The following is a 24948-nucleotide window of genomic DNA, read 5'->3' as shown; positions in this document are numbered from 1 at the left end:
GAACTGCGTCGGAACCGCCTTTAAACGCCGTCGCAGGGACGGGTCTGGTCGTCGTTGCACTTCGGGAGCGAGCAGTCGGCCGTGTAGCCACACGTGGCGCTGGCGGCGTACCAACCGTTCAGACCGTCGTCGCAGTAGTCTCGGTACTCCCAGTTGACCTCGTAGTAGAGAGTGGGACTGTTCGGCGGGTCGTCGCACTCCTCGCTGAGGTCCACGCAGGTACACTCCTCGACGACGGTGTACTCGCCGTCGGTACACTGCGTTTCGACCGATTCCGTCTCGGTGTCGTCGGTAGTCGCCGAGACGCTACCGATGGCACCGAACGAAACCGCCGCTCCGACGCCGCCAGCTTTTGCCGCGCTGTTCAGAATCGCTCGTCGGGAGAGTTTTTCATCGCCCATGTTGAAATAGTAACTACTCCTGACTAATAGGTTGTATTATTTACAGCTGGAATGTATCGGGTCCGACGGGTCGTACCGCCACCGGGTCGCTCCTCGGCAGGCAGACACGAGGACGTGGAGGGCGAAAACACGCGGAGCAGACGCGACACAGCGACGAGTCGAACGCCGAGCGGGCGAAAGCCGGTTTCGAAGCGGTTTTAGCACACACTCTGGTTTACACGAACAATGACTACTTCACCGTGGACCGACTGGGACCACATCGTCAAGTTGGACCCCGACAAGACGCTCGCGGAGGGCGAGACCTTCGAGGACGTCTGCGAGACCGGTACCGACGCCCTCGAAATCGGCGGGACGCTCGACATGACCCAAGAGAAGATGCAGCGAGTCATCGACGCCTGCGCGAAGTACGACGTGCCGCTGTATCAGGAACCGAGCAACCCGGCGGTCGTGGTGGACGACGACGACCTCGACGGCTATCTGGTGCCGATTGTCCTCAACGCCGGGGACATCGCGTGGGCCACCGGATTCCACAAAGAGTGGATAAAATCGAGCGACGTGAACTGGGACCGGACGACCACCGAGGCCTACATCATCATGAATCCCGAGGCCAGCGTGGCCCAACTCACCGACGCCGACTGCGACCAGACGCCCGAGGACGTGGCGGCCTACGCCGAGGTCGCAGAGCAGATGTACGGCCAAGAAATCGTCTACGTCGAGTACTCGGGGATGTACGGCGACCCCGATGTGGTCGAGTCTGCGGCCGACGCGCTGGAGGAGGCCACGCTGTTCTACGGCGGGGGCATCCACGACTACGACTCGGCCCGGACGATGGCCGAGCGGGCAGACACCATCGTCGTCGGCGACTTGGTTCACGACGAGGGCGTCGAGGCGGTGCGCGAGACCGTCGAGGCCGCGCAGGACGCCAAAGCGGCCGCTCCCGAGTCGGTTTGAGAGTCTGGTTCTCCAGACAGCACCCACATTTTCTATGTTTAGAAATTGTTTTTACATCTTTTAGCATTGTTTTTGTTTGTCTATTTTGGAGCGGACTGCTGAGGCCGTGACTTCGACCTCGAAACCCTCGCGCTTAGAACAACAAGAGCAGGTGAGACAGCAGATTCCACCGAGCGCACTCGACGGTGGACGGGCAGATACTCGCCTATTCCGAGTCCCCTGTCGGTTTTGACCACGCTGGCGACTCTCAACCCGGATTCCGAATCTTGTGAACGAATAACCGAACCATTCATCTATTCACGGGTCGAAGTACTTCGAATGAGCGCCATCGAGACGACCGACCTGACGAAGTACTACGGGGAGACCCGCGGCATCGAGGACCTCTCGCTGTCGGTGCGCGAGGGCGAGGTCTTCGGCTTCCTCGGACCCAACGGTGCGGGCAAGACCACGGCCATCCGGACCCTGCTGGGGTTCATCTCCCCGACCCGCGGGTCGGCGACGCTCCTCGGTCGGGACGTGACCGACGAGGAGGCCCTCATCGAGGCCAAGCGCAGAATCGGCTACCTACCGAGCAGTCCCGGCTTCGACGAGGGAACCACCGGACGGCGACTGATTCGGTACCACGGCGAGTTGAAGGGCGACGAGCGAAGCGACGAACTCCTCGAAGCGTTCGACCCGCCCATCGACCGCGAAATCGGCGAGTACTCCACCGGAAACCGCCAGAAACTCGCGCTGGTGTTGGCGTTCATGCACGACCCGGATTTGGTCGTCATGGACGAACCCACCTCCGGGTTGGACCCCCTGATGCAGGAGCGCCTCTACGAGTTCATCGAGGACGAACAGGCGCGGGGCACCACGTTCTTCTTCTCCAGTCACATCCTGAGCGAGGTCCGGAAGGTCTGTGACCGGGTGGGCATCGTCAGGGACGGCCACCTCGTCGCGCTGGAGGGCGTCGAGGAGCTATTGGACCGGAGTGGCAAGCGCGTCCACGTCAGCGTGGCCGAGTCGCTGGACCCCGCGGACTTCGCCCTCTCGGGCGTCCACGACCTCGAAGTCGGCGACGGGGACGCCTCGTTCATGTTCACCGGCGAGTACGACGCCCTGCTGGACCACCTCGGGAACTACCACGTTCGGGACCTCGAAATCGAGGAGGCCCCGCTCGAAGACGTGTTCATGAAGTTCTACGACGCGGGACCGGCGAGCGACCGAGACCCCGCGGCGTCGCCGACCGCGGCGGTCTCGACCCGAGGTGAGTCCGATGCTTGACATCGCCACCTACGAGTCCGAGCGCCGGATTCGCGGCGCGCTCGTCCTCTCGGCCCTGCTGGCCGTGATGTCGTTGCTGTTCGTCGCGCTGTTCCCCTCCATCGCCAACTCCGGCGCGGATTTGGACGCCTACATGGAGAGTCTGCCGCCCGCGATGCAGACGGCGTTCGGCGCGACCGGTGCCTTCTCCATCACTACCATCGAGGGCTTTCTGGCGGTCGAACTCTACCAGTTCTTCTGGTTGCTCCTGCTGGGCATCTACACAGCGTACCTCGCTGGCGGCCTGATTGCGGGCGACGTCGAACGCGGCCGAATGGATATTCTGCTGGCCGCGCCGGTTTCGCGGTCCCGCGTCGTGGTCGAGAAGTTCGCCTCGCTGGTGCCGGTCGTCCTCGCGGTCAACCTCGTCGTCGGTATCGCAGTCTACGTCACCGTGCTGGCCATCGGCGAGTCCATCTCTCTCGCTGACCTCGTTGTGGTCCACCTGCTGTCCGTGCCCTACTTGCTGGCCTGCGGCGCAATCGGCTTGCTCCTCTCGGTCGCGTCCGCCAACTCCGACGTGGCCAAGCGCGGCGGACTCGGGGCCATCTTCGGTCTGTTCCTGCTGGATACGGTCAGCGAATCCGCCGACGCGGGATGGCTGGGCGCGATTAGCCCGACCCGATACTACGACCCCACCGCAATCTTGGTCTCCGGCGAGTACGACTGGGTGGGTGCCCTCGTTCTGCTCACGGCGACAGTTGCGCTCGTCGCGCTCAGCGCGGTCTGGTTCCGGAGGAAGGACATCTGATGGCGGGCTTCGACGACGCCGAACGCGACCGGATTCGGGGGCAACTCCGCGAGACCGGCCGAGAACTGTTCGCGCGCTACGGCCTCGACAAGACCACCATCGGCGACCTCACTGACCCCGCGGGCATCGCCAACGGGACCTTCTACCGGTTCTACGACTCGAAGGAGCAACTCTACTTCGAGATTCTCCGCGACGAAGGCGAACATCTCGCCACTGAACTCGTCGCTGAGTCCTTCGAGCGCGTCGGTGACGCCGAGGACGCTGGCGACGAGGACTCCCTTGACCCGGAGGAGGCCATCGTCGCCTTCCTGACGCTCCTCTGTGAGGAAATCGAGACCAATCCACTCGTCCGGCGACTGGTCGTGGACGACGACCTCTCGCGCCTGATGGCCCAGTTCAGCGGCGAGGAGCTACGAGAAGAGCGCTCTCAGTCCCTGAGCTACATCGTTCCCTACGTCGAAAAGTGGCAAGCCGAGGGCCGACTCCGCGAGGGTGACCCCGAGGTCCTGTCGGCCGCGATGGGCGTCGTGAAGTTCGTCGCCTACCGCAAGGACGACTTCGGCGACGAGACCTTCTACCGTGCGGTCCGGGACGCGCTCATCGAAGCGGTCGCAGTGGGGATGACGACCCGGAAGGAGTGAGAACAAGGAACACACTTCCGGAAAGCATACGTGGGTTTGCGAGCGATTTCCTTCCGACGAAATGACGGCGTTTAAGAGAACGCCGCAGAAACTCAGACCCATGGAAGACCGAACGTACACGGCCGACGCCGAACCCGGCGAGACCGCGACGGTCGCCGGCTGGGCACACGAAATCCGCGACCTCGGTGGCATCGCATTCCTCATCGTCCGCGACACGACCGGCAAGATTCAGGTCAAGTTCGAGAAGGACGAGATGGACGACGACCTCGTGGAGACCGGCATCAACGTCAACCGCGAGAGCGTCGTCAAGGTGACTGGCGACGTCGAGGAGGAAGAACGCGCCCCGACCGGCGTCGAAATCGTCCCCGAATCGGTCGAGGTCATCGCCGACGCCGACCCCGAACTCCCGCTTGACCCCTCGGGTAAGGTGGACGCCGACCTCTCGACGCGCCTCGACAACCGCACCCTCGACCTCCGGAAGGACGAGACCAAGGCCATCTTCGAGATTCGCGCCGAGGTCCTGCGGTCGGTCCGCGAGGCCTTCCGCAATCTCGGTTCGACCGAAATCAACACGCCGAAAATCGTGGCGACGGGCACCGAGGGCGGCACCGAACTGTTCCCCATCACGTACTTCGGGCAGGAAGCGTTCATGAACCAGTCGCCCCAGTTGTTCAAGCAACTGATGGTCGGCTCCGGTCTCGAACGAGTCTTCGAAGTCGGTCCCATCTTCCGCGCCGAGGAACACAACACGCCCCGGCACCTCAACGAAGCGACCTCCATCGACTTCGAGAGCGCCTTCTACGACCACGAGGACGCGATGGACGCCTGCGAACACGTCGTCAAGTCTGCCTACGAGGGCGTCGCCGAGAACTGTCAGGAGGAACTGGAAGCACTCGGATACGACGACTTCGAGGTCCCGGAGGGCGACTTCCCGCGACTCACTTACGAGGAGGCCATCGAGCGCATCAACGCCACGGGCGAACTCGACGAGCAGTTGGTCTGGGGCGACGACCTGCCCACCGAGGGCGAGAAGGCACTCGGCGAGGACGTTGGCTCCCACTACTTCATCACCGACTGGCCCAGCGAAATCAAGCCCTTCTACATCAAGGACCACGACGACGACGAACAGCTCTCGACCGGGTTCGACATGATGCACCCGAACATGGAACTCGTCTCGGGCGGCCAGCGTGAACACCGCTACGACAAGCTGGTCGAAGGCTTCGAACAGCAGGGACTCGACCCCGACGCCTTCGAGTACTACACCAAGATGTTCAAGTACGGCATGCCGCCCCACGCCGGATGGGGTCTCGGCGGCGAGCGCCTCATCATGACGATGCTCGGACTGGAGAACATCCGCGAGGCCGTCCTCTTCCCGCGAGACCGTCAGCGTCTGAGTCCGTAAACCAACTACTCGTTTTCCGCGGCTTCTTCGACCAACTTGTACGCTTTTTCACGAAGTTCGCCGGTCATGTGTAGACCGTGACTGTCAACCCGACGAACGAGGCCTTTACCCTCCTCAACAGTCATATTTCGTTCATCTACAGCACGTACAATTACACCGACTGTTCCAGTAACGGTTGCCCCAAGTCGGCGCGAGACGGTACGGACGCGCTGGTCGTCAGAAATTACAGCGAATTCGTCGTGGTTCTCGTCTACCAATATCGCTGTGAGAATCTGTACGTCACCGTTGACTTCGTTTTCGCCGAGAATCTGCTTTGCTTCTGTATAATCTGGTGCTTCCGTTCCTTTTTCAGTAACTCGGGCAACACGAGGAAACTCATAACGATCCAGAAAGTTTTCGAGGTTCGTATTCGCTGGTTCGGTCGTCACTTCGGATTCGACCTTCGGGACGACGCTGATTTCACCATCGAAACAGGTGAGTAAGTCAAGCTCCCCAATTTGACCGAGTGCAATAAGTACCGTCGCATCGGCAAGAATTCGTCTTCTCATAGCTCATGAGCGGCATCAGCGTCGGCTTCCAAATCATCAGGAGACAACTGCGAAGTTAAATTTCGCTCACGGGCAATCTCGAACCACTCTCCGAGCGAGACTCCCGCGATTCGGGCCGCTTCATTCACCGAAACCTCACCTGATTGATACCGTTCTATTGCGACACGAACGCGAAGGTCGTAAAGGCCTTGATGGAGCGCCTTTCGAATTGTCGTACTCTTATCTTCTTCTAGCAGGTCTGCGACCTCTTCTAAGATTTCTTCCTCGTCGTCAGGAATGCGGGCACTAATCGATGGCATGTATGCAATGTGCTAAGACGTAATCACTTATGAAGTTGTGGATGAGGGCGATCCCACTCTAGCAGTCAACAGAGATTATAAACGTTATACGGCGTGACGCGAAAGGCCAGAGCATGACCGACGACTCGTCGCGGGCGTTCGTGCCGGGCCACGTCACCGGCTTCTTCAGCGTTCACGAGGCCGACGACCCCGAGCAAGCCGGGTCGCGGGGCGCTGGCCTGACGCTCTCGGAGGGCGTGACCGTCGAGGTCGAACCCGCCGTGGAGACCTCGATGCAGTTGAACGACGAACCGGCCGCCATCGAGGCGGTGACGCGAGTGCTGGGCGACCTCGGCGTCGAGGCGCGCGTGACCGCCACGACCGACCTGCCGATTGGCGCGGGCTTCGGCGTCTCGGGGGCCGCGGCGCTCGGGACCGCGCTGGCGGCCAACCGGACCTTCGACTGCGGGCGCTCGGAGAACGAACTCGTGACCATCGCCCACACGGCGGAGGTCGAGGCCGGGACCGGACTCGGCGACGTGGTGGCCCAAGCCCGCGGCGGCGTGCCGATTCGACTCGACCCCGGTGCGCCCGAATACGGCCGGATGGACGGCGTTCCGGCCCGGAGTCGGGTGGAGTATCTCACCCTCGGGGAACGCTCGACCGAGGAGGTCCTCGCGGGCAACACCGACCGCCTCTCGGAAGTCGGCGTGGACATGCTGGTCCGTCTCGTGGAGAAGCCGACCCTCCCCACTCTGCTGGCGTCCTCGCGGAAATTCGCCCGCGAGGCCGACCTGCTGACTCCGGGGGTCGAGGACGTTCTGGAAGACGTGGCAGACGAGGGCGGCGAGGCCGCGATGGCGATGCTCGGCGAGACGATTTTCGCGCTCGGCAACGGCCTGACGCGGGCGGGGTACGACGCCGAGGCCTGCGAGGTCCACCCCACCGGCGCGACGTTGGAGATGGACTGAAACGACTTTGTGTCGGCGATTCGTTGTGTCGATTCGTCACCATGACCGGACGCACGATTACGACCGACGCCGCGGGGCGGTGCGAACAGTCGCCGGAGAAAGCGGTCGTCGAGGCGACGGCCATCGGCGAAGGGGAGTCGGCCGCCTCTGCGCAGGAGAACGCTCGGCGCTGTGCGGCCGCCGTTCGAGAGGCGCTCGCCGAACTCGACCCCGACCGGATTGCGACGACTGAACTGGAGGTGGCGGACTCCTCGCAGGCGTTCGACCCCGCAACCGACGAAGCGTACCGAGCGGTCGAACGACTCCGCATCGATTGCGCGCCGGAGGCGGTCCGTGAGGTCGTCGTGGTGGCGTCGGACGCGGGTGCGACCGTCCCCAGCGTCGAGTTCGGCCTGTCCGACGAGACCCGGACCCAACTCGAGGCCGACGCCCTCGACGCCGCGATGGACCGCGCCAGAGCGAAGGCCGAGCGAATCGCGGACGCCGAGGAGTTGAGCGTCGGCGGCGTGCAGGAGGTCACCGCCCGAGGACGAGAGTCGGGGATGTCGAGCATCGTGGACGACGCCCTCGCGTCGAGCGGGGACCTCGACGTCCATCCCGGTCCTATCCCGGTCTCCGAGTCGATTGAAGTCACCTACGAACTCGCCGACGAGTGAGCGGTCGGCGAGCGCGAGATAGGTCGATTTTTCCCGCTACCCCGCCCAACGTCGGATATGACCGAGATTCCCGACGACCACCCGCGCGCCCAGTCGCTTCGGACCCGCCACCGAATCGAGGAGGGCGTCGAGAAGGGTATCACCAGCCAACAGGGCCTCATCGCGCAGGGCCGGGGCGAAGCCTACGACTACTTGCTGGGCGAGCAGACCATCCCGAGCGCCGACGAGGCCGAGCGGACAGCGGCCGCCCAGTTGCTACTGGCCGACCACGCGGTCCTCTCGGTCAACGGCAACGTCGCGGCGCTCGTGCCCGGCGAGATGGTGGAGTTGGCCGAGGCGACGGGGGCCGACATCGAAGTGAACCTGTTCAACCGGACCGACGAGCGCATGCAAGCCATCGCCGACCACCTGCGAGAACACGGCGCAGAGGACGTGAAGGGCCTCACAGCGGACGCTCGGATTCCGGGGTTGGAACACGAGCGCGCCAAGGTGGACGCCGAGGGCATCCACGACGCCGACGTGGTGGTGGTGCCACTCGAAGACGGCGACCGGGCCGAGGCGCTGGCCGAGATGGGCAAGACCGAAATCGTCGTGGACCTGAATCCGATGTCTCGCTCGGCCCAGACCGCCACGATTCCGATTGTAGACAACATCATGCGGGCGATTCCGAACGTGACCGAACACGCTCGGGAGTTGCAGGGCGCGAGTGACGACGAGTTAACGGAAATCGTGGACGGATTCGACCGCGAGACGGCGCTCGAAGAAGCGGAGCGAGCGATTCGGCAGGGCGAGTTGGACTGAGCGGCGATACAATTTCGACCGCGTTGAGACGTGACTGGTTATTTTATAACCACCTATACAATCGTATAGGGAATGATTAGGTTGCTCTAACGAGTGCGGAGAATAGTCTCACGGTTGAGTAGCGTCGTGAAAAGCGATGTTAGGTGTATCGCTCGAAAATGTTCGTTGTGGTGTCGCGCAAGGCGACGTTAGTTTCCGACTTACGCGCGAACGACGTTCGTCGCGCGCGGCCCCTTGGGGGCGTCTTCGATGTCGAATTCGATGTCGGTTCCCTCTTCGAGGTCCGGACCGCCGACATCCTCCATGTGGAAGAACACGTCGTCGTCCTCGTCGTCAGTAGAGATGAAACCGTAGCCGCCAGTGTCGTTGAAGAAATCAACAGTACCTTTTGCCATTACAATTTTACAAAGGCCCCGTCCACGGATAACGCTTCCGAGGGTCGCGGTATCACGGGTGTCGGCGTTTCTATACCGGAAATTCGGCCGAATACCGGCGGCGCAGGTAGTCAGCCGGTGGTTCACGTCGATTTCGTGGAAACGAGTCGAAAGCGACGAGATTCGATTCCGAATGACGAGTCGGCCCCTCTCTCGGCGACTCATTTCGCAACCTCTTTCAACAACCTTGTGGTATCACTGAGTTGTATGAGCGAATTCGAGCAGTTCAGCGACGTAGGTGAGGCGGACGTAACTCGCGCAATCGGCCAAGAGTGGACCGAGGAGTTCATGGACTTCTCCGACTCCGACGTCATCATCGTCGGCGGCGGTCCCTCGGGCCTGATGGCCGCGAAGGAACTCTCCGAGCGCGGCGTCCAGACGATGGTCGTCGAGAAGAACAACTACCTCGGCGGCGGGTTCTGGCTCGGCGGCTTCCTGATGAACAAGGTCACGGTCCGCGACCCGGCCCAGCACGTGCTGGGCGACCTCGACGTGGATTTCAAGCAGTCCCAAGACAGCGAGGGCCTCTACGTCGCTAACGGTCCCGAGGCCTGTTCCGGTCTCATCAAGGCGGCCTGCGACGCCGGCGCGAAGATGCAGAACATGACCGAGTTCACCGACATCGTGATTCGGGAGGACCACCGCGTCGGCGGCATCGTGATGAACTGGACGCCGGTCCACGCCCTGCCCCGCGAAATCACCTGCGTGGACCCCATCGCCGTCGAGGCCGACCTCGTTATCGACGCAACGGGTCACGACGGCATGGCCGTCTCGAAACTGGACGAGCGCGGCGTCCTCGACGCCCCCGGCATCGGCGACGCCAAGGAGAACTCCACCGGCATGGACAAGACCGGCGACGACTCCTACGGCGCGCCCGGCCACGATTCGCCCGGCCACGACTCGATGTGGGTCGGCAAATCCGAGGACGCCATCGTGGAACACACTGGATTGGTTCACGACGGTCTCATCGTCACCGGCATGGCGACGGCGACGACCTACGGCCTGCCGCGCATGGGTCCGACCTTCGGCGCGATGCTCCTGTCGGGCAAGCGCGCCGCCCAGTGCGCTCTCGACGAACTCGGCGTGGACGCCGAACCGGTTGACATGACCACGAAGGCTGCGTCCGCCGACGACTAAAAGCCAGTCAGACCATGACCAAGGTCACGCTGTATCGCGCGCCGACCACAGAGGCGAACGCCGACGACATCGCGGACTGGCTCCGCGACCGAATCACCGGCGAGGTCGCCGTCTCGGACCGATTTTTGGACGTTCACCGCAACGACGCTCTGCCCGAGCAGTTCGCCGACTCGCGGGTCCTCTCGCCCTACGAGCGCGAGACGGGCAACACCATGCTCGGCATCGTCCGGTACGAGGAGCGCGCCCTCGACAGCCCCGAGCGCGAGGGCGGGGTCCTCTACGACGGCGTGGCGGTCCAGCGCGCGCTCAACGCCGCGATTCCCGAGGCCGAGCGCACCCTCGACCACCTCCACGTCGTCCTGTTGGACCGCGCGATTGGGACGTGGGGCGACCACGACGCCCGGTGGCACAAGCGGGTGAACCTCCTCGGCCAGCCGGCCATCGTCTCGGTGCCGGGCCTCTACGAAGCGCCCGCCAAACCCGAGCAGTACTACAAGGAAAAGCAGAAGACGGCGTTGCTCTCGGGCGATACGCCGCCCAGAGAAGTGCTGGAAAACGAGGTCGAAGGCGAGTTTCTGGTCGAATCGGACCCCCGGACGACCGAGGCCCTGAAGGGGTACGTCCTGCAGGCGGTCCACTGCTGGCGGACCGGCGAGGGCTTCTGCGACGACGAGTGTCGCCTCTCGAACCCCCACCGGCAACCGGGCGTAATCGAGGCGCAACTGCGGGACCCGGCGTTCTGCGAGGACCACGCCGAACTGTACGACTGACTCCCGAGCGCCGGCGCGCTTTCTGACAGACGAGTCTGTTCGATAGCGACCGTTTATGCTCCGGACCTCCGAAATCCGAACCGCCGACACCGCGACTCTGGCACGAGAGCGGTCGTCAGGGGCTGGTATCCCCGAATCACTACTCCCAAACTGGCTTTTCCCGCGGCGAGTCGTCTCCGGTCAGTCGATTCGCCCGCCGGTAATCCGGACCACCCCAAGCGCGTGTTCGCTGTGGGTCGTCTCGTCGGCCCGTGCCCGGAGCGCCCGGCGTGCTTCGGCGACTCGCTGGTCCAGCACCAACCACGGCGCTCGCTCGTAGCCCTGCATCCCGGTCGGCGACGAGGCCACGACCAGTCCGCGGAACGCCTGATTCACCGGCCACCCGAACCAGCGCGTCGTCTGGGCCGCGTCGAGGAGCGCGAGGCGGCCGCCGGGCGCGAGTCTGTCGGCCCACCGGTTCACGGCCCCAGCGGGGTCGCCGAGCATCCCGACGACGAAGGTGGCCAGAATGGCGTCCGGCGGTTCCCGAAACTCGATTTGGGTCGCGTCACCCCGCACGAGGTGGACGTTCCGCCAGTCCTCGCGGTCGATTCGGTCCCGAGCGCGGGCCACCATTCCCTGCGTGAAGTCCACGCCTACGACCCGGCCCTCGGGACCGACTCGCTCCCGGAGGTGCGGGAAGTTCGCGCCGGTGCCACACCCCATCTCGACAACCGTGTCGCCGGGGTCGAGTTCGAGCGCGTCGGCCGCCCGGTCCCGCAGTCGTCCGAGACCCGGCGTCGAGCGAGCGAGAGCGTCGTAGAGGTCGGCCCACCGACCGTAGAACTGCTGTGCCGCCGTCGTCGCGTCGGTCGCCATGCAGGTACGATGACGGCCGGGAACTAAACCGTAGGGCAGAGTAATCAGAATACGTATTATTTTTCCGCGGTTCCGGAGAAACAAGCCTTCTATCCCCGACAAATTATCGACTATGTTTTTCTATATTCCCTATATACTCTGGGAATTTAAGTATCGGTGTTATGGAGAGTTTCCCAATGAAGCGCATCGGCAGGTGGGTGCAAGGGATGGACTTCTCGGCTGTCGTTCCCGACCGAATCCGAAAGCGCCACGCCCGCAAGTTCTTCATGGGGGTGCTGGTGGTCATGCTGGTAGCGGGACTGGTCGGCGCGGTTAGCTACGCTCAGACCCAGCAACGACTCGAAACGCAGGTCCAAAACCGACTCGTCTCGACCGCCGAGTTGCAGGCCGACGGTCTCGACAGTTGGATAACCGGCCTGAGCAGACAGACCCGGACGCTCTCGCAGGCCAAGCAGTTCCAGAACGGCGACGTGTCGGCCATCGACCTCTACCTGATGAGCCAGCGACCCTCCGAGAGCGAAGCCATCGCGGCGGTCCACTACGTCAACGTGAGTTCGGGCGAGATTCTCGCCAGCACGAACCGGACCGTCGTGAACCGGACCGCCGAGGGACTGGGGGCGACGTGGGCGGGCAAGGAGGTAGACGCCACGACCGACGAGACTTCGACGGTTCACGTCGCCAGCCAACCCTATCGCTCGCCGGTCGCCGACGCGCCGGTGGTCGCGTTCGTCAGCGCGCCGCCGAGCAACACCGCCCACGCCGTCGTCGTCGTGGCGAGTCTGGAAACCCGCGTCAACGACTTCCACCAGACGACTGCGGGCGGATACACTCGCATCGTCAACGCCAGCGGGGGCACCGTGCTGGCGAGTCGCGCCAACGCCAGCGACCCCGGCATCTCCCCGACTGCGCTCTATGGGGAGACCCGGAACTCGACCGCCGGCTTTGCCACCGGCTCCTCGGCCGTCGTCGGGTACGCGCCGGTCGAACACGCCGACTGGGCGGTGTTGACCTACGCGCCGAAATCGAGCGCGTACAGCATCCGCGACAGCGTGGGGACCAGTCTCGGGGCGACCGTGCTGGCCACGCTGGCGGTCCTCGGCGTCTCTGCGATCTGGTTCGGACGACGACAGACCCGGACGCTCGAAGATTTGACGGCGAAGGCCGAGCGGATGGAAGCCGGGAATCTCGACGCCGAACTCGAAACCGAGCGCATCGACGAGTTCGGCCGACTCTACGGCGCGTTCGACAGCATGCGCCGGTCGCTCCGGGAGAAAATCGAGCGTACAGAACACGCCCGCGCCGAAGCCGAATCGGCCCGCGAAAAAGCTGAGGACGCCCGCGAGGCCGTCGAGCGCGAGCGCCGAGAGGCAGAACAGGCCCGCGCCGAGGCCGAGGAGCTATCGGCCAGCCTCGAAGCCACCGCCGAGGAGTACCGGGACGTGATGGCCGCCTGCGCCGAGGGCGACCTGACCGCACGGATGGACGGAGACGACCGGAGCGAGGCGATGGCCGACATCGCGGGGGCGTTCAACGAGATGGTGGCCGAGTGGGAGGCCACCCTGCGGTCGGTCAGGGAGTTCGGTCGGACGGTGGCCGACGAGAGCGAGGTCGTCAGCGACACCGTGGCCGAGGTGTCGGCGACTGGTGAGGACGTGAGCGAGTCGGTGGCCCAGATTTCGGAGGGCGCGGCCGACCAGAGCGACCACCTCCAGTCGGTCGTGGGCGAGATGAACGACCTGACCGCGACGGTCGAGGAGGTCTCGACCGCCGCGGACGACGCCGCAGTCCGTGCCGAGCGCGTGGCGAGTCGCGGCCAAGACGGCCGGGAGGCCACGGCATCTGTCGTGCGCGAACTGGACGAAATCGAGGCCCAGACCCAGCAGACCGTCGAGTCGGTCGAACAACTGCACGCGCTGGTCGCCGACATCGAGGACGTGACCGAGTTCATCACCGACATCGCCGAGCAGACCCACGTGCTGGCGCTCAACGCCTCCATCGAGGCCGCCCGCGCCGGGGATGCCGGAAGCGGGTTCGCGGTGGTCGCCGAGGAGGTCAAGGCGTTGGCCGACCAGACGCAGGACGCGACCGACGACATCGAGTCCTCCATCGACCGGGTGCGCGACCAGACCGACGAGACGATGGCGGGCATCCGCGAGACCCGCCGCAAGGTGGCCGAGGGCACGGAAACGGTCGCCGAAGCGGTCGAGGCCTTCGAGGCGGTCGTAGACGGGGTGGCCGAGACCGACGACGACCTACAGGAGATGAGCGCGGCGACCGAGCGACAGGCCGAGTCGGCCCGGTCAGTCGTGGCGATGGTCGAGGAGGTGTCGGCCATCAGCGAGGAGACCACCGCCGAAGCCCAGACCGTCGCGGCCGCCGCCGAACGCCAGACCGACGCCCTCGGCGAGGCCACCGAGGGAGTGGCCGAGTTGGCCGACCGGGCCGACGAGTTGACCGACCTCCTCGATTCGTTCGAGACGGCGAGCGCGGAGACCGAGGTCGAAGCGGACCATTCCGAACCGAGCGCCGACGCCGGGACAGACGCTACCGAGACTGATGCCACCGACGAACCCGACGACCTCCTCGCAACGCCGCCGTGACCGACCGCTGAGACCGTCGCTCGATGTGGATTACTGCATCGGGTGACGAGCGATTCCACCCATGTCGAGAAACGTTTAGGTTCTTCTAAGACAACTACACCTATTTTAAACAAAGAAATACATTTTCTGGGTGAGACCGCTTGCACGTTCGCGGCCGTAGCCGTCTTCCCCGAGTCCGTCGAACAGAAGGCATGGAGTTCACCGAAGACGACGAAGGAGCCTCCGTGTTCGACGCCGACCGCGAGAAAATCGGCGTCGTCGTGGAGGTCCGCGACGGCGAGGCCTACGTCGAACCCGAACCCAGTCTGACCGAGGAGCTAAAGGCCAAACTCGACTGGGGGAGCCACGAGGCCGACGACGACGACGCCTACGCGCTCGAATCCGACTGGATAGACGAAATCGAGGAGGGCGAGATTCTACTGCGGAACCGGCCCCAGAGCTGAGTCAGAGCAGGTCCCGAGCCATCTCGGCGACCGCCTCGGCGTCCTCGCCCAGCAGGTAGACGATGGGTTCGACGCCGTAGCCGCCGGTGTGGTAGAGGACGGTCGCATCCGGATTCTCGCGGAGCGCCGCCCCGACCACCGCGTCGAGGTCGTCGTACTCGGCGTCGAACTCGACGGTCTCGTGGCCGGCGTCCTCCAGCGCGGACACGATGTCGGCGTCGTAGCGGATGTTGAGGCCGGCGCGAACGTCCGCACCGTTGCGCCGCGCAGACAGCAGGAGGGACGCGACGTGTTCGCTCACGCCGAACTCGGGGTCAGAGGGGATGGTCGCCTGCCCTTTCACGTCGAAGATTCTGCCCGGCACGCCCGCCACGTCGTCGATGCCGTCGGCGTCGGGGGTGCATTCACACAGGTTCGACCCGACCGCCGGAATGAGCGAGGCGAACCCGCTGGCGCTCTCCACGATGGTCAGGCCGCGCCGGAGCGACGACCGGACGCGCTCTGTGACGCGGAGTTCGCTGTCGGGGTCGTGGACGTTGAAGTCGCCGCCGTGACCCGAGAGTTCGGGCATCTCTCGCTCGTGAATCTCGGCGATGAGGTCGCGGTCCTCCAGTCGCCGGATGAGAACCTCGATTTCGATGAGGGCCTCGACCGGACTCATGGTCTCGTCGGCCAGTCCGCCGCTGATTCGCGTGACCAGATTCTGGACGCGCTCGTCTTCGAGGAACCGGTCGTTGCGCTCGACTTCACCGTTGGCGTACTTCGAGACGGCGCTCTGGCTGATTCCCAGCAGGTCGGCGACCTCGCTCTGGGTCAGGCCGCGATTCCGGAGTTCCTCGGCCAGCATCGACCGCACCGTCGGCAGGAACTCCTCGACGACGATTTCCTCGGCGAACCTCATTTACCCGCACCCGGTTTCTGGTCGCCGCCGAACTCGTCGTCGCCGCCGATGCGCGAGGCCTGCGGCCCGGACTGGTCCTGATACTTCGACCCGCGCTCGGAGCCATACGGTCGCTCCGCCGGGCGCTTGAGTTCGGTGAAGATGAGTTGGGAGATGCGAGTGTCCGGCGTGAGCGCCACGGGCGCGGTGCCCAGATTCGAGAGTTCGAGGGTTATCTGCCCGCAGTAGCCGGGGTCCACGACGCCCGCCGTGGCGTGGATGACCACCGCGAGGCGGCCGAACGACGACCGACCCTCGACGTGGGCGATGAGGTCGGCGGGAATCTCGACGCGCTCTTTGGTCGTGCCCAGCACGAAGTCGCCGGGGTGGAGGATGAACTCGTCGCCCTCCTCGACCGTGGTCTCGGTGACGTACTCGGAGACCTCCTGTTCGCTGTCGGGGTGGATGCAGGGGATGTTGGTGCGCTTGAACTCCAAGAACTCCCGGCCGAGTCGCAAGTCCACGCTCGCTGGCTGAATCTGGAGGTCGGGGTCGTCTAGCGGTTCGACCACGAGGTCGCCGGCCTCCATCCGGTCGAGGATGTCGGCGTCGGAGAGTATCATACCTGTAGCACTGGCGGGAGGGAGGTAAAACGTGGCGGTCCGCAGAGCAGTACATCTATACGCCATCGTCTCAGATTTCGTCGCATGAAGCAGGCCATCGTCGCCCGCACCGACATCGGCATGGGACAGGGGAAACTCGCCGCACAGGTCGCACACGCCTCGCTGTCGGCCTACGAGGACGCCGGCACCAAAGCCCGGAAGCGGTGGAAGGGCGAGGGCCAGAAGAAAGTCGTCCTGAAGGGAAGCGGCGAGAGCCAACTGTTCGAACTCGCCGAGAAGGCCCGCGCCGAGGGTCTGCCGAACGCGATTATCCGGGACGCCGGCCACACTCAACTCGACCCCGGCACGGTCACGGCACTGGCGGTCGGCCCGGCCGACGACGACCTCGTGGACAAGGTGACCGGCGACCTCTCGCTGTACTGAAAATCCGGCCGCCGGAAGGAGTCGTCGGTCGTCGTCTCGCTCCGGGCACGTTGTCGGTGTCGTTCCGAGTCGGGAAGCGTGTAGCTTCCAAAACATATATCGGCAGGGATAAACCACTTTTTTATCGTACGCAAAACATAGGAACTATTACAGTGAACTGGGTCACTGCAATCCCGTGGCTGTCGGGTGGCTCACTCCTCGCCGGGGTCGCCACACTCGCTCTCGCCAGCTATCTATACCAGTACCGCGGGAAGCCGGGCGCGAACTGGTTTTTCGCCCAGTTGGTCATGCAGGCGATGACGTGTCTCATCTACGGCGTCTCGCTGTTCGTGTTCGACCCGGCGCTCCGACTGGCGTTCACGGGACTCCTGTGGATTTCGTTCACGTGGCTCGGCCCGCTGTTCCTCGCGTTCGCGCTGGAGTACACCGGTCGTGCCGGGTGGATTCGAAGTCCGCTGTTCGGACTCGTCCTGTCGGTCCCCGCGCTCGTCACGGTCCTCCTCGTGACGAACCAGTATCAGGGCCTGCTCTGGACCGACTTTCGCATCCTCCCGACGTTCGGGGCCGCGACCGTCGAATACGCGTTCGGGCCGGTGGCGTACCTCGGTATCGGCATGGGGATGAGTACGACCGGAATCGGCTTCCTGCTGTTGTTGGAGACTATTACGAGCTACGGGCCGCTGTACCGACGCGAGGCGACCGCGGTGGCTCTCAGCCCGATTCCGCCGAGCATCGGTCTCACCGTCTGGCTGTTCGGTCTCGGACCGATACCGCAGGCGAACATCGCCATGGTGCTGTTCCTGCCTCACGTCCTGCTCGACGCCTACGCATTCGTCGGGACGAACATGTTCGAGAGCAACCCGACCACGCTTCGGGTCGCCGAGCGGACCGCCATCGAGGATTTGGACACCCCGATTGCCGTCCTCGACAAGAACGAGCAGGTCGTCGACCTCAACGATTCCGCACGCCGACTGTTCGACGCCGAGAAGTCGGCGGCGCTCGGGTCGACACTCACGACGCTCTCGGGTCTCGATAGCGAGGACCTCACCGACGGAGCGGTGGTCACCCTCCCGGTCGACAACCAGCGCCGCGAGTTCGTCCTCTCGTTCTCGTCGCTGACCGACCCACGGGGGACCCGCGTCGGCGAGACGGTCAGCTTTCAGGATATCACGGCTGAGCGACAGCACAGACAGCGCCTCGAAGTCCTCAATCGCGTCCTCCGGCACAACCTCCGCAACGAGATGACCGTGATTCAGGGGTACGCACGGAACATCGCCGAGTCGGCCGAAGACGAGTCGCTGGCCGGGTGGGCGAACACGATAGCCGAGGCCGGAGACCGACTGGCCGGTATCGGCGAGAAGGCCCGAGACTTCGAGCAAGTGATTGACTCGGAGTTCTCGCCAGCGACCGTGGACGTTCGGGAGTTGGTCGCCGACGTTCGGGCCAACCTCGAAGCCGAGTTCCCCGGTGCGACCGTAGACATCTCGGTCGAAACCGACGAGGACGCGCGAGTCTACACCGACCGCGACCTGCTCGGGCTAGTCCTCCAGAACCTCGTAGAGAACGCACTCGAACACAACGACTCGTCGGACCCCTGTGCCGAAGTAACGATGCGACCGGACTCCGGCGACGCGGTGGCGGTGTCGGTCCGAGACGACGGGCCGGGGATTCCCGAGGAGGAACTCGCGCCGCTCCGGAGCGGGTCAGAGGACGCACTCGAACACGGAAGCGGCATCGGACTCTGGATAACCTACTGGGGCGTGAAACGCCTCGGGGGCAACCTCTCCTTCCGGACCGGCGAGGACGGCACGACCGCCGCCGTGTCGCTTCCCCGAGAGACCGACGAGGCGCTACTCGGGTCGCCGAACCCGAACGTGTGAGACAGTCGGTCGCGCGAGGCGTCGGAGTCTGGCGCGCAAACGCGCCGATTCGACGGCCCGAGAAGTCAGATACAAGCGGCCCGGCGACCAAGCACGGTCGAATGCGCGAGGCGTACCCAGTCGAGGAGGCGGTCGGCATCGAACACTTCGTCAGCGACAGCGAGGGGACCGGCGGGCGACTCCGGGCCTCGCCCGAGGACTTCCGGGTCCGGGAGGTCGAACGCTTCGAGGCCGAACCCGCCGACGCCGATTCGGGGGCCTACCCTCACCTCGTGGTCAGGGCGACCCTCCGGGAGTGGGACACCAACGACTTCGCCAAGCGCCTGTCGGACGCGCTGGGAATCAGCAGAGAGCGCGTCTCGTGGGCCGGAACCAAGGACAAGTATGCCGTCACGACCCAGTTGTTCACCCTCCGGAAGATAGACCAGTCGGACCTCGCGGACGTGTCCATCTACGACGCCGACATCGAGGTGGTGGGCCGGGCCGGTCGAGGACTGGAGTTCGGGGACCTCGCGGGCAACGAGTTCGAAATCGTGGTCAGCGACCCCGAGCGCCCGGAGAACGCCGAGGAGATTCGGGACGAACTCGAAGACTGGGCGGGAGAGCCACTCGGCGTCCCGAACTTCTTCGGTCAGCAACGGTTCGGGAGTCGGCGGCCCGTCACCCACGAGGTCGGTCTCCATGTCGTCCGCAGAGAGTGGGAGGAGGCCGTCAGAGCCTACGCGGGCAACCCCTACGACACCGAACCCGAGGGGAGCCAGCAGGCCCGAAGGGAAGTCGAGGAGGCCTTCGAGGCCCGCGACTGGCAGTCCGCGCTCGACGCCATCCCCCCGCGACTCGGCTTCGAGCGGTCGATGCTGAACTCACTGGTCGAGTCAGGCGGCGACTCGCCCGAAGACTTCCGGACCGCCTTGGAGGCCGTCCCCTCGAACCTCCAGCGCCTGTTCGTCAACGCGGCCCAGTCGTTCGCCTTCAACCGAATCCTGAGCGAGCGACTGTCGCGGGGCCTGCCCTTCGACCGACCGGTCGCGGGCGACGTGGCCTGCTTCGCCGAGGAGGTAGACGGCGTGACCGTCCCGGACCCCGACCGGGAACAGCGCGTGACCGAGCGCCGGGTCGAGACGGTGGCCCGCCACTGCGAACGGGACCGGGCGTTCGTGACCGCCCCGCTGGTCGGGACCGAGACCGAGTTGGCAGACGGCGAACCCGGCGAAATCGAGCGCGAGGTGCTGGACGAGTTGAATCTGGCACCCGAGGACTTCGACCTGCCGGGCGAGTTCCACTCGACCGGGACCCGGCGGGCAATCGTGGTCCGGACCGACCTCGAAATCGAGCAGAATCCCCTGACGTTCGACTTCGCGCTCCCGAAGGGGTCCTACGCCACGGTGGTCCTCCGGGAGTTCATGAAGGGCGACCCGGCCGACGAGTGAGTACGGGCTAGGGGTGGAATCCCTCGGCGGTCGGTTCGGCGAGCGGTCAACAACCCCTTGGTCGTGGGCCGAGTAACCGAACCATGGCCATCTCGGACTACGCGGCGGAAATCGAACCGACGATACTCATCGCCGTCGGATTCGTCCTGTTCGTCGTCCCCGAACCGGCGACGTCCGCGCTCGGTATCGGCCTGATGCTACTGGGCATCGCGTGGTGGATTCAGTGGGCGTAGTCGAACGGGCCGTCCGTGATAGTTCGGCCAGAGACAAACATACAGTTCCTTCAAATAGAAATACAATTCCTAAAGAAACATTTTGACGTGTGGTAGACTCTCGCGGAACCTCAAACCATATCCCCGAAGCCGTCGTATCTGACTCGGATGACCTACGGAAACAGAAGCGAGCGCCTCCAGCGGGAAATCGACGACGCCATCGCCGACGGGTGGCGAATCGAGTCCGAGACGCCCGAGCGGGTGGTCCTCGTCAAGCGCAACCTCGGGAGCATCGGGGTCCACCTGATTCTGGCGGTCCTGACCGGGTGGTGGTCGTTCGGGGTCGTCAACCTCGTCTACGGCGCGTACAAGTACCTGAACGACTCTCAGCGCCGGGTCCTCCGGGACGGCGCGGCCTGCCCCGAGTGCGGCGCGTCGGTCGCACCCAACGCGAGTTACTGCCAGAACTGCGGGACCGGCCTCGACAGCGAAGCGGTCGGGTTCGGGACCGACGCGGCGACCGAAACCGAGACCACGCGACGAGAGTGAACCCCGCCGAACCAAAGCACCGAGGTTAAATCCGGCGGCGAGTTAGGCCCGACCATGGACTGTCGGCAGTGCGCGTCCCCGCTCGAACGACCGGGCGACTACTGTCTGGTCTGCCGGACGCCCAACGCCGACGCCGTGGTGCTGGAACTCGACCGGGACCACGCGACCCTGACGATGCTGGACGACGAGGAGGTCGTCGGCGCGACCGACATCACGACCACGCCCGAGGACGGCGGCGAGGCCGGCGTGGTCGAACTCCGGAACTTCGCGGGCCGGGTCGCCGACGAGGTTCGGCGCAAGCGCCCCGAGGAGGTCTACGCCGCGGGCGACCGGCAAGTCCTCCGCGCCGCACGCGGGCAACTCCACCACTCGTTCTATCGAATCAGCGACGGCGACGACGACCCGGTCGAGGCGGTCCTCGCGCGCCGCGGCGACCGGGCCTTGGAGGTCGTGGAGGCCTCGCCCGCCGAGAAACTGGGCGGAAGCCACTCGACGCTCATCGGAAATCGGGCGGGCCGCAAGGCGATTCAGACCGTCGCGGGCCACCCGCACGTCAAGAAAATCATTCCGGGTCCCATCGACGCCGGCGGGTCGGGCAGTCGGACCGGCGTCCGGGCCAAGGCGACCCGCGCCGACGAGAACGGGAACGTGAGGCTCCTCTTGCGGGACGGTTCCAGCGTGCAGGAGAACCGGGTCGTCACCACCGCGATGGACCGCGAGCGCGGCGAGCGAGTCCGGGCCGACCTCAACGACGCGCTTGCCGAGGCCGAGTTACAGTAGGAGAAGCCACGCTCTCAAGCCGACCGTACCCGAGTTATCCACCGCGTAGCTTTGGGTGTCGGCGTCGAAGTCGCTCGCGGGGCGGCGGGCAACGAGGTCTGCCAACTCGAAGCCCCAAGCTTCTTAGGGGTCGTAATTATATCTAATTACACGATGGTCAGCCACTACGACGCGGTCCTCGCGGCGATTCCGGTCCTCTCGGGGATGGGAGTACTGGTCGGCCAGCTTACCGGATTGCCGGGCACGATTGCCGGATTCACAGCTTCGCTCGCGGTCATCGGTCACGAACTGTTCAACCCGCCCTTCCGCGACGACGAGTGACGAACGCATCCGGAGTGACGATGTGCCCGACTCGACTCAAAGGCTTTATCAGCGCGCCGGAGTAAATTCGCAGTACTATGGCCGAAGGCACCAAAAGTCGAACCGGTAGCGCCGGTCGATTCGGTGCGCGATACGGGCGCGTCGCCCGCAAGCGCGTCGCCGACATCGAGAGCGACATGAACGACGACCACACCTGCCCCGACTGTGGCTCGGACGCCGTTGACCGACAGGGCACCGGCATCTGGCAGTGCGGCCAGTGTGGCTACAAGTACGCGGGCGGTACCTACCGCCCCGAGACGCCCGCGGGTCGGACGGTCAAACGCTCCATCCGCGCCGCGCTCGGCGAAGACGAAGAATGAGCTACAAGTGTTCGCGGTGTAAGCGCGACGTGGAACTCGACGAGTACGGCGGCGTTCGCTGTCCGTACTGCGGGCACCGCGTCCTCCTGAAGGAGCGGAGCCGCGACGTGAAGGAAATCGGCGTCAACTAACTCATTCCATTCTCTATGGGCCACGAACCGACCGGACAGCCTCGCCCTCACGATGCGGTCCTTAGATTCGAATACGACTCGCCTGCGCGCGCGAGGACCGTCGCCAGCGCCGTCGCCCAAGAGGTCGGCGAAATCGACGGCGACCGGTCGTCCGCGACGGTCGAGTGCGAGGCCGAGGCCGTCGTGGTCCGCGTCGTCGCCGACGACCTCGTGGCCCTCCGCGCGGGGTGTAACACGTGGGGGTCGCTGGTCGAAGTCGCCGAGCGAACGTCCGGACTGGCGTGAATCGGCGGGGTCGCTCGGTTCGAGAACCCTCGAATGCGGTTATCGCGTTACCGCCATCGAGCGCCACCGAAACCCGCCGAAGTGGGTCGAAACCCGAAAGCGGGGGTTTTTCTGTCCGGGCCGCATTCCCGTAGGTATGCAGGGTAATCTGCCACCGGAAGCACAAGAGAAACTCGAGGAGCTACAGGACCTTCAGGAGACGGCCCAACAGGTCGCCGCCCAGAAGAATCAGGCCGAAACTCAGCTCAACGAGGCCGAGACGGCGCTCGACGAACTCGACGGCATCGACGAGGACACCACGATGTACCGAGAAGTCGGCGAACTCCTCGTCAAGACCGGCTACGACGAGGCCCAAGACGACCTCGACGAGAAGGTAGACAGTCTCGAAATCCGCGTCGAGACCCTCGAAAAGCAGGAGGAGCGCGTCCAAGAGCAGTTCGAGAGCCTCCAGTCCGAGCTTCAGGAGATGCTCGGCGGCGGTGGCGGCCCCGGCGGCCCGCAGGGTCCCGGCATGGGCGGCGGCCCCGGCGGCGCATAAATGCCGACTGACGACGAAGTGGTTCAGACGGCCGCCGAGGCCGCCGAAGGCCTCATCTTGTCTCGGCTTTCGAACTCGGCGGTCAAGGACCTCGACGTGACGGTCTCGTTCGAGGACGGCGTCCTCGACGTGGACGTCTACCTCAACGCGCCCGAGGCCGACGACGAGGAGCAAATCGCCGAGGACGCGGCCCTCACCGCGCGCTCGGCGGTGGACGAACTATTCGCCGACGCCGAGGACTGACCCTCGGTTCGGCGCTGTATTTTCTACTGTCGGTAGTCGTGATGCTGTCACCGCTGGAGCTGTACGAGATAATTATATGTATGTTTAAGCAACCGAGGGTTATGTCAAAGACGCCAATAGCAGTTCCGGAACGACTGCGACGGAGCATTCGGCGGTCGAATCCCCGCGGCGTGCCGAAGATACTTGGCGGCGGAATTAAAAATATTATAACATGTCCGGTCGAGAGCGGCCGATAACTGGCTCGCTTGCGGGCGAATCGTCGGCGAGGAGCGTTCGTGGGGTCGTCGTAACTGGCGGGTCGATTGTGGGTGTGTTCGTCGTCCTCGGCGTCGTCGCAACGGTGGTCTACGACGCGGTGCCGGTGGGCGTTCGGCTACCGGCGTTGGTGGTCGGACTCGCGGTGCTGGGCGTTGGTGGTCTCTATGCTGTCCTGCGGATTCGGGACCGGTTCGGATAGCCGTCGGTCGAAAGACCACAAAACCTTTCACTCGTCCCTGAATTGCGATGAAATACCGCGGGTAGGGGTACCTTGCGGTGTTCTTTCGGCGCTGGTCGGCAGTCGCATCGCCCGCGAGTCGCTCGACCGTCGCACTCCGGTTCAAACAGAGCAAGCAATTAATAACCGAGCAGACGGAGTAGATACCGATGAGCGTTTTGACCGGATTCACCGTACCGGGCGAGGACTTCCTCTTGGAGTGGACGCTCGATAGCGTGCCCGAGATGCGGGTCGAAATCGAGCGCGTGGCCGTCGAGGACGACGAAGTTACCCCGTTCTTCTGGGTCGCGGGCGACGACTTCGAGGCCTTCGAGGCCGCGCTGGCCGACGACCCGACCGTCGAGGACGTAACCACGCTCGAAGAACACGCCGACGGCGAACGCCTCTATCAGGTGACGTGGCGCGAGAACGCCAAGGGGATGGTCTACGCCGTCTCGGAGGCCGACGCGACGATTCTGGAGGCCACCAGCGAGAACGACAACTGGGAAGTCAAACTGCTTTTCCCCGACGAGGAGTCCCTCTCTGACTTTCAGGAGTTCTCTGCGGCCCACGACCTCTCCTTCGAACTCCGGTGGTTGCACGACTCGGCCCACTCGGAGGCGCTGGGTCAGTACGAGGTCACCGACGAACAGCGCGAGGCGCTCGTGACCGCCTACCGGAAGGGCTACTTCGAGGTGCCCGGCGAAGTCTCGCTGGGCGAGTTGGCCGACGAGTTGGGCATCTCGAAAAACGCCGCGTCGTCCCGACTCCATCGCGGGTACTCCAACCTCGTGGAGAACACCCTGATTCACGACGAGTAGCACACCGCCCGAAACGAGGAGGCGGACAGAACCCTCGGCCTCACAGCATTT

Annotated in this window: 33 protein-coding genes; 26 read left to right on the top strand and 7 right to left on the bottom strand. The window is 64.6% G+C overall.

Going from position 1 to position 24948, the window contains the following annotated elements:
• Positions 1–20: 20 nt before the first annotated feature.
• On the bottom strand, positions 21–401 hold the full coding sequence (locus P2T57_RS16180) for a hypothetical protein (protein WP_276300254.1): 381 nt from the start codon (positions 399–401) through the stop codon (positions 21–23).
• Between the two features lie 225 nt (positions 402–626).
• Here P2T57_RS16180 and P2T57_RS16175 point away from each other — a divergent pair, with 225 nt between their 5' ends.
• The 5 genes from P2T57_RS16175 to aspS all read left to right on the top strand — a co-directional run bounded on the left by P2T57_RS16175 (position 627) and on the right by aspS (position 5451).
• On the top strand, positions 627–1352 hold the full coding sequence (locus P2T57_RS16175) for a phosphoglycerol geranylgeranyltransferase (RefSeq protein ID WP_276300253.1): 726 nt from the start codon (positions 627–629) through the stop codon (positions 1350–1352).
• Between the two features lie 318 nt (positions 1353–1670).
• Entirely contained in the window at positions 1671–2618 is a 948-nt protein-coding gene (locus tag P2T57_RS16170) for an ABC transporter ATP-binding protein (RefSeq protein WP_276300252.1), read from the top strand.
• Complete coding sequence (locus P2T57_RS16165; RefSeq protein WP_276300251.1) at positions 2611–3408, top strand: ABC transporter permease subunit; 798 nt, start codon at positions 2611–2613, stop codon at positions 3406–3408. Before P2T57_RS16170 ends, P2T57_RS16165 begins: the two co-directional genes overlap by 8 nt.
• Positions 3408–4049 (top strand): TetR/AcrR family transcriptional regulator, encoded by a 642-nt coding sequence (locus P2T57_RS16160; RefSeq protein WP_276300250.1) that lies wholly within the window; start codon positions 3408–3410, stop codon positions 4047–4049. The genes P2T57_RS16165 and P2T57_RS16160 overlap by 1 nt, the downstream gene beginning before the upstream one ends.
• A gap of 100 nt (positions 4050–4149) precedes the next feature.
• On the top strand, positions 4150–5451 hold the full coding sequence (gene aspS, locus P2T57_RS16155; protein WP_276300249.1) for an aspartate--tRNA(Asn) ligase: 1302 nt from the start codon (positions 4150–4152) through the stop codon (positions 5449–5451).
• A 5-nt stretch (positions 5452–5456) separates the two neighbouring features.
• Here the strand turns inward: aspS and P2T57_RS16150 are convergent, their stop codons facing one another.
• Together P2T57_RS16150 and P2T57_RS16145 are read right to left on the bottom strand one after the other, a co-directional pair.
• Positions 5457–5999 carry a PIN domain-containing protein gene (locus P2T57_RS16150; RefSeq protein ID WP_276300248.1) on the bottom strand — a complete coding sequence of 181 codons (543 nt, stop codon included), beginning with the start codon at positions 5997–5999 and terminating at the stop codon, positions 5457–5459.
• On the bottom strand, positions 5996–6298 hold the full coding sequence (locus tag P2T57_RS16145) for a UPF0175 family protein (protein WP_276300247.1): 303 nt from the start codon (positions 6296–6298) through the stop codon (positions 5996–5998). Before P2T57_RS16145 ends, P2T57_RS16150 begins: the two co-directional genes overlap by 4 nt.
• A 113-nt stretch (positions 6299–6411) precedes the next feature.
• Between P2T57_RS16145 and P2T57_RS16140 the strand changes: the two genes are divergently transcribed.
• From P2T57_RS16140 to P2T57_RS16130, 3 genes are read left to right on the top strand one after another with little or no spacing between them, the layout of a single operon-like run.
• Positions 6412–7248: a pantoate kinase gene (locus P2T57_RS16140; protein WP_276300246.1), complete on the top strand. Its 837-nt coding sequence runs from the start codon at positions 6412–6414 to the stop codon at positions 7246–7248.
• Between the two features lie 41 nt (positions 7249–7289).
• Complete coding sequence (locus tag P2T57_RS16135) at positions 7290–7904, top strand: SIMPL domain-containing protein (RefSeq protein ID WP_276300245.1); 615 nt, start codon at positions 7290–7292, stop codon at positions 7902–7904.
• A gap of 57 nt (positions 7905–7961) precedes the next feature.
• Positions 7962–8705: a 4-phosphopantoate--beta-alanine ligase gene (locus P2T57_RS16130; protein WP_276300244.1), complete on the top strand. Its 744-nt coding sequence runs from the start codon at positions 7962–7964 to the stop codon at positions 8703–8705.
• A gap of 200 nt (positions 8706–8905) precedes the next feature.
• On the opposite strand, the gene P2T57_RS16125 is transcribed toward P2T57_RS16130, so the two are convergent.
• On the bottom strand, positions 8906–9100 hold the full coding sequence (locus P2T57_RS16125) for a cold-shock protein (protein ID WP_115794993.1): 195 nt from the start codon (positions 9098–9100) through the stop codon (positions 8906–8908).
• A gap of 246 nt (positions 9101–9346) precedes the next feature.
• Here P2T57_RS16125 and P2T57_RS16120 point away from each other — a divergent pair, with 246 nt between their 5' ends.
• Positions 9347–10276, top strand: coding sequence for a sulfide-dependent adenosine diphosphate thiazole synthase (locus tag P2T57_RS16120; protein ID WP_276300243.1), 930 nt, complete (start codon positions 9347–9349; stop codon positions 10274–10276).
• A 14-nt stretch (positions 10277–10290) separates the two neighbouring features.
• On the top strand, positions 10291–11046 hold the full coding sequence (locus tag P2T57_RS16115) for a DUF7001 family protein (RefSeq protein ID WP_276300242.1): 756 nt from the start codon (positions 10291–10293) through the stop codon (positions 11044–11046).
• Positions 11047–11226: 180 nt separating this feature from the next.
• Here P2T57_RS16115 and P2T57_RS16110 read toward each other — a convergent pair whose 3' ends face one another.
• Positions 11227–11904, bottom strand: coding sequence for a class I SAM-dependent methyltransferase (locus P2T57_RS16110; protein WP_276300241.1), 678 nt, complete (start codon positions 11902–11904; stop codon positions 11227–11229).
• Between the two features lie 161 nt (positions 11905–12065).
• On the opposite strand from P2T57_RS16110, the gene P2T57_RS16105 reads away from it, so the two are divergent.
• Together P2T57_RS16105 and P2T57_RS16100 are read left to right on the top strand one after the other, a co-directional pair.
• Positions 12066–14504 (top strand): methyl-accepting chemotaxis protein, encoded by a 2439-nt coding sequence (locus P2T57_RS16105; RefSeq protein ID WP_276300240.1) that lies wholly within the window; start codon positions 12066–12068, stop codon positions 14502–14504.
• Positions 14505–14695: 191 nt separating this feature from the next.
• Entirely contained in the window at positions 14696–14947 is a 252-nt protein-coding gene (locus tag P2T57_RS16100) for a hypothetical protein (RefSeq protein ID WP_276300239.1), read from the top strand.
• Position 14948: 1 nt separating this feature from the next.
• Here the strand turns inward: P2T57_RS16100 and P2T57_RS16095 are convergent, their stop codons facing one another.
• Positions 14949–15848, bottom strand: a complete 900-nt coding sequence (locus tag P2T57_RS16095) for a thiamine-phosphate synthase family protein (RefSeq protein ID WP_276300238.1) — start codon at positions 15846–15848, stop codon at positions 14949–14951.
• The gene (gene dcd / locus P2T57_RS16090) at positions 15845–16450 is read right to left on the bottom strand and encodes a dCTP deaminase (RefSeq protein ID WP_276300237.1); all 606 of its coding nucleotides are present in this window, start codon (positions 16448–16450) and stop codon (positions 15845–15847) included. The genes P2T57_RS16095 and dcd overlap by 4 nt, the downstream gene beginning before the upstream one ends.
• Positions 16451–16534: 84 nt before the next feature.
• Between dcd and pth2 the strand changes: the two genes are divergently transcribed.
• The 14 genes from pth2 (at position 16535) to P2T57_RS16020 (ending at position 24897) form a co-directional block, all read left to right on the top strand.
• Positions 16535–16873 carry a peptidyl-tRNA hydrolase Pth2 gene (gene pth2, locus P2T57_RS16085; RefSeq protein ID WP_276300236.1) on the top strand — a complete coding sequence of 113 codons (339 nt, stop codon included), beginning with the start codon at positions 16535–16537 and terminating at the stop codon, positions 16871–16873.
• A 152-nt stretch (positions 16874–17025) separates the two neighbouring features.
• The gene (locus P2T57_RS16080) at positions 17026–18753 is read left to right on the top strand and encodes a histidine kinase N-terminal 7TM domain-containing protein (RefSeq protein ID WP_276300235.1); all 1728 of its coding nucleotides are present in this window, start codon (positions 17026–17028) and stop codon (positions 18751–18753) included.
• Positions 18754–18854: 101 nt separating this feature from the next.
• Entirely contained in the window at positions 18855–20183 is a 1329-nt protein-coding gene (truD, locus tag P2T57_RS16075; RefSeq protein WP_276300234.1) for a tRNA pseudouridine(13) synthase TruD, read from the top strand.
• Between the two features lie 83 nt (positions 20184–20266).
• Positions 20267–20416 (top strand): hypothetical protein, encoded by a 150-nt coding sequence (locus P2T57_RS16070; RefSeq protein WP_276300233.1) that lies wholly within the window; start codon positions 20267–20269, stop codon positions 20414–20416.
• Between the two features lie 147 nt (positions 20417–20563).
• Positions 20564–20944: a zinc ribbon domain-containing protein gene (locus tag P2T57_RS16065; RefSeq protein ID WP_276300232.1), complete on the top strand. Its 381-nt coding sequence runs from the start codon at positions 20564–20566 to the stop codon at positions 20942–20944.
• A gap of 54 nt (positions 20945–20998) precedes the next feature.
• Positions 20999–21724 carry a DUF2103 domain-containing protein gene (locus tag P2T57_RS16060; protein ID WP_276300231.1) on the top strand — a complete coding sequence of 242 codons (726 nt, stop codon included), beginning with the start codon at positions 20999–21001 and terminating at the stop codon, positions 21722–21724.
• 153 nt (positions 21725–21877) lie between these two features.
• Entirely contained in the window at positions 21878–22045 is a 168-nt protein-coding gene (locus tag P2T57_RS16055; RefSeq protein ID WP_276300230.1) for a DUF8015 family protein, read from the top strand.
• Positions 22046–22122: 77 nt separating this feature from the next.
• Positions 22123–22404, top strand: a complete 282-nt coding sequence (locus P2T57_RS16050; protein ID WP_276300229.1) for a 50S ribosomal protein L37ae — start codon at positions 22123–22125, stop codon at positions 22402–22404.
• Positions 22401–22535 carry a DNA-directed RNA polymerase subunit P gene (locus P2T57_RS16045; protein ID WP_276300228.1) on the top strand — a complete coding sequence of 45 codons (135 nt, stop codon included), beginning with the start codon at positions 22401–22403 and terminating at the stop codon, positions 22533–22535. The genes P2T57_RS16050 and P2T57_RS16045 overlap by 4 nt, the downstream gene beginning before the upstream one ends.
• Before the next feature lie 15 nt (positions 22536–22550).
• The gene (locus P2T57_RS16040; RefSeq protein WP_276300227.1) at positions 22551–22820 is read left to right on the top strand and encodes a KEOPS complex subunit Pcc1; all 270 of its coding nucleotides are present in this window, start codon (positions 22551–22553) and stop codon (positions 22818–22820) included.
• A gap of 136 nt (positions 22821–22956) precedes the next feature.
• Positions 22957–23358, top strand: a complete 402-nt coding sequence (locus P2T57_RS16035; RefSeq protein ID WP_276300226.1) for a prefoldin subunit beta — start codon at positions 22957–22959, stop codon at positions 23356–23358.
• The gene (locus P2T57_RS16030; protein ID WP_276300224.1) at positions 23359–23601 is read left to right on the top strand and encodes a DUF3194 domain-containing protein; all 243 of its coding nucleotides are present in this window, start codon (positions 23359–23361) and stop codon (positions 23599–23601) included.
• A gap of 211 nt (positions 23602–23812) precedes the next feature.
• Positions 23813–24058 (top strand): hypothetical protein, encoded by a 246-nt coding sequence (locus P2T57_RS16025; protein ID WP_276300223.1) that lies wholly within the window; start codon positions 23813–23815, stop codon positions 24056–24058.
• A gap of 188 nt (positions 24059–24246) precedes the next feature.
• Positions 24247–24897, top strand: a complete 651-nt coding sequence (locus P2T57_RS16020) for a helix-turn-helix domain-containing protein (RefSeq protein WP_276300222.1) — start codon at positions 24247–24249, stop codon at positions 24895–24897.
• Positions 24898–24948 lie beyond the last annotated feature (51 nt).

It is taken from the genome of Halorussus lipolyticus, from assembly GCF_029338375.1.
In the GTDB taxonomy this organism is placed as follows: Archaea; Halobacteriota; Halobacteria; order Halobacteriales; family Haladaptataceae; genus Halorussus; species Halorussus lipolyticus.
Note: the sequence above shows the minus strand (reverse complement) of the source record. Positions and strands in the feature narration are given on the sequence as shown.

What these genes read in the sequence shown, in the direction of transcription:
- P2T57_RS16025 (WP_276300223.1), top strand. Translation starts at nt 23,813, where the DNA reads ATGTCCGGTCGAGAGCGGCCGATAACTGGCTCGCTTGCGGGCGAATCG.
- P2T57_RS16065 (WP_276300232.1), top strand. Translation starts at nt 20,564, where the DNA reads ATGACCTACGGAAACAGAAGCGAGCGCCTCCAGCGGGAAATCGACGAC.
- P2T57_RS16165 (WP_276300251.1), top strand. Translation starts at nt 2,611, where the DNA reads ATGCTTGACATCGCCACCTACGAGTCCGAGCGCCGGATTCGCGGCGCG.
- P2T57_RS16055 (WP_276300230.1), top strand. Translation starts at nt 21,878, where the DNA reads ATGGTCAGCCACTACGACGCGGTCCTCGCGGCGATTCCGGTCCTCTCG.
- P2T57_RS16110 (WP_276300241.1), bottom strand. Translation starts at nt 11,904, where the DNA reads ATGGCGACCGACGCGACGACGGCGGCACAGCAGTTCTACGGTCGGTGG.
- P2T57_RS16150 (WP_276300248.1), bottom strand. Translation starts at nt 5,999, where the DNA reads ATGAGAAGACGAATTCTTGCCGATGCGACGGTACTTATTGCACTCGGT.
- P2T57_RS16130 (WP_276300244.1), top strand. Translation starts at nt 7,962, where the DNA reads ATGACCGAGATTCCCGACGACCACCCGCGCGCCCAGTCGCTTCGGACC.
- P2T57_RS16145 (WP_276300247.1), bottom strand. Translation starts at nt 6,298, where the DNA reads ATGCCATCGATTAGTGCCCGCATTCCTGACGACGAGGAAGAAATCTTA.
- P2T57_RS16070 (WP_276300233.1), top strand. Translation starts at nt 20,267, where the DNA reads ATGGCCATCTCGGACTACGCGGCGGAAATCGAACCGACGATACTCATC.
- P2T57_RS16050 (WP_276300229.1), top strand. Translation starts at nt 22,123, where the DNA reads ATGGCCGAAGGCACCAAAAGTCGAACCGGTAGCGCCGGTCGATTCGGT.
- P2T57_RS16170 (WP_276300252.1), top strand. Translation starts at nt 1,671, where the DNA reads ATGAGCGCCATCGAGACGACCGACCTGACGAAGTACTACGGGGAGACC.
- P2T57_RS16030 (WP_276300224.1), top strand. Translation starts at nt 23,359, where the DNA reads ATGCCGACTGACGACGAAGTGGTTCAGACGGCCGCCGAGGCCGCCGAA.
- P2T57_RS16175 (WP_276300253.1), top strand. Translation starts at nt 627, where the DNA reads ATGACTACTTCACCGTGGACCGACTGGGACCACATCGTCAAGTTGGAC.
- P2T57_RS16035 (WP_276300226.1), top strand. Translation starts at nt 22,957, where the DNA reads ATGCAGGGTAATCTGCCACCGGAAGCACAAGAGAAACTCGAGGAGCTA.
- truD (WP_276300234.1), top strand. Translation starts at nt 18,855, where the DNA reads ATGCGCGAGGCGTACCCAGTCGAGGAGGCGGTCGGCATCGAACACTTC.
- P2T57_RS16045 (WP_276300228.1), top strand. Translation starts at nt 22,401, where the DNA reads ATGAGCTACAAGTGTTCGCGGTGTAAGCGCGACGTGGAACTCGACGAG.
- P2T57_RS16060 (WP_276300231.1), top strand. Translation starts at nt 20,999, where the DNA reads ATGGACTGTCGGCAGTGCGCGTCCCCGCTCGAACGACCGGGCGACTAC.
- dcd (WP_276300237.1), bottom strand. Translation starts at nt 16,450, where the DNA reads ATGATACTCTCCGACGCCGACATCCTCGACCGGATGGAGGCCGGCGAC.
- P2T57_RS16040 (WP_276300227.1), top strand. Translation starts at nt 22,551, where the DNA reads ATGGGCCACGAACCGACCGGACAGCCTCGCCCTCACGATGCGGTCCTT.
- P2T57_RS16160 (WP_276300250.1), top strand. Translation starts at nt 3,408, where the DNA reads ATGGCGGGCTTCGACGACGCCGAACGCGACCGGATTCGGGGGCAACTC.
- pth2 (WP_276300236.1), top strand. Translation starts at nt 16,535, where the DNA reads ATGAAGCAGGCCATCGTCGCCCGCACCGACATCGGCATGGGACAGGGG.
- aspS (WP_276300249.1), top strand. Translation starts at nt 4,150, where the DNA reads ATGGAAGACCGAACGTACACGGCCGACGCCGAACCCGGCGAGACCGCG.
- P2T57_RS16095 (WP_276300238.1), bottom strand. Translation starts at nt 15,848, where the DNA reads ATGAGGTTCGCCGAGGAAATCGTCGTCGAGGAGTTCCTGCCGACGGTG.
- P2T57_RS16120 (WP_276300243.1), top strand. Translation starts at nt 9,347, where the DNA reads ATGAGCGAATTCGAGCAGTTCAGCGACGTAGGTGAGGCGGACGTAACT.
- P2T57_RS16115 (WP_276300242.1), top strand. Translation starts at nt 10,291, where the DNA reads ATGACCAAGGTCACGCTGTATCGCGCGCCGACCACAGAGGCGAACGCC.
- P2T57_RS16020 (WP_276300222.1), top strand. Translation starts at nt 24,247, where the DNA reads ATGAGCGTTTTGACCGGATTCACCGTACCGGGCGAGGACTTCCTCTTG.
- P2T57_RS16140 (WP_276300246.1), top strand. Translation starts at nt 6,412, where the DNA reads ATGACCGACGACTCGTCGCGGGCGTTCGTGCCGGGCCACGTCACCGGC.
- P2T57_RS16180 (WP_276300254.1), bottom strand. Translation starts at nt 401, where the DNA reads ATGGGCGATGAAAAACTCTCCCGACGAGCGATTCTGAACAGCGCGGCA.
- P2T57_RS16125 (WP_115794993.1), bottom strand. Translation starts at nt 9,100, where the DNA reads ATGGCAAAAGGTACTGTTGATTTCTTCAACGACACTGGCGGCTACGGT.
- P2T57_RS16100 (WP_276300239.1), top strand. Translation starts at nt 14,696, where the DNA reads ATGGAGTTCACCGAAGACGACGAAGGAGCCTCCGTGTTCGACGCCGAC.
- P2T57_RS16105 (WP_276300240.1), top strand. Translation starts at nt 12,066, where the DNA reads ATGGAGAGTTTCCCAATGAAGCGCATCGGCAGGTGGGTGCAAGGGATG.
- P2T57_RS16135 (WP_276300245.1), top strand. Translation starts at nt 7,290, where the DNA reads ATGACCGGACGCACGATTACGACCGACGCCGCGGGGCGGTGCGAACAG.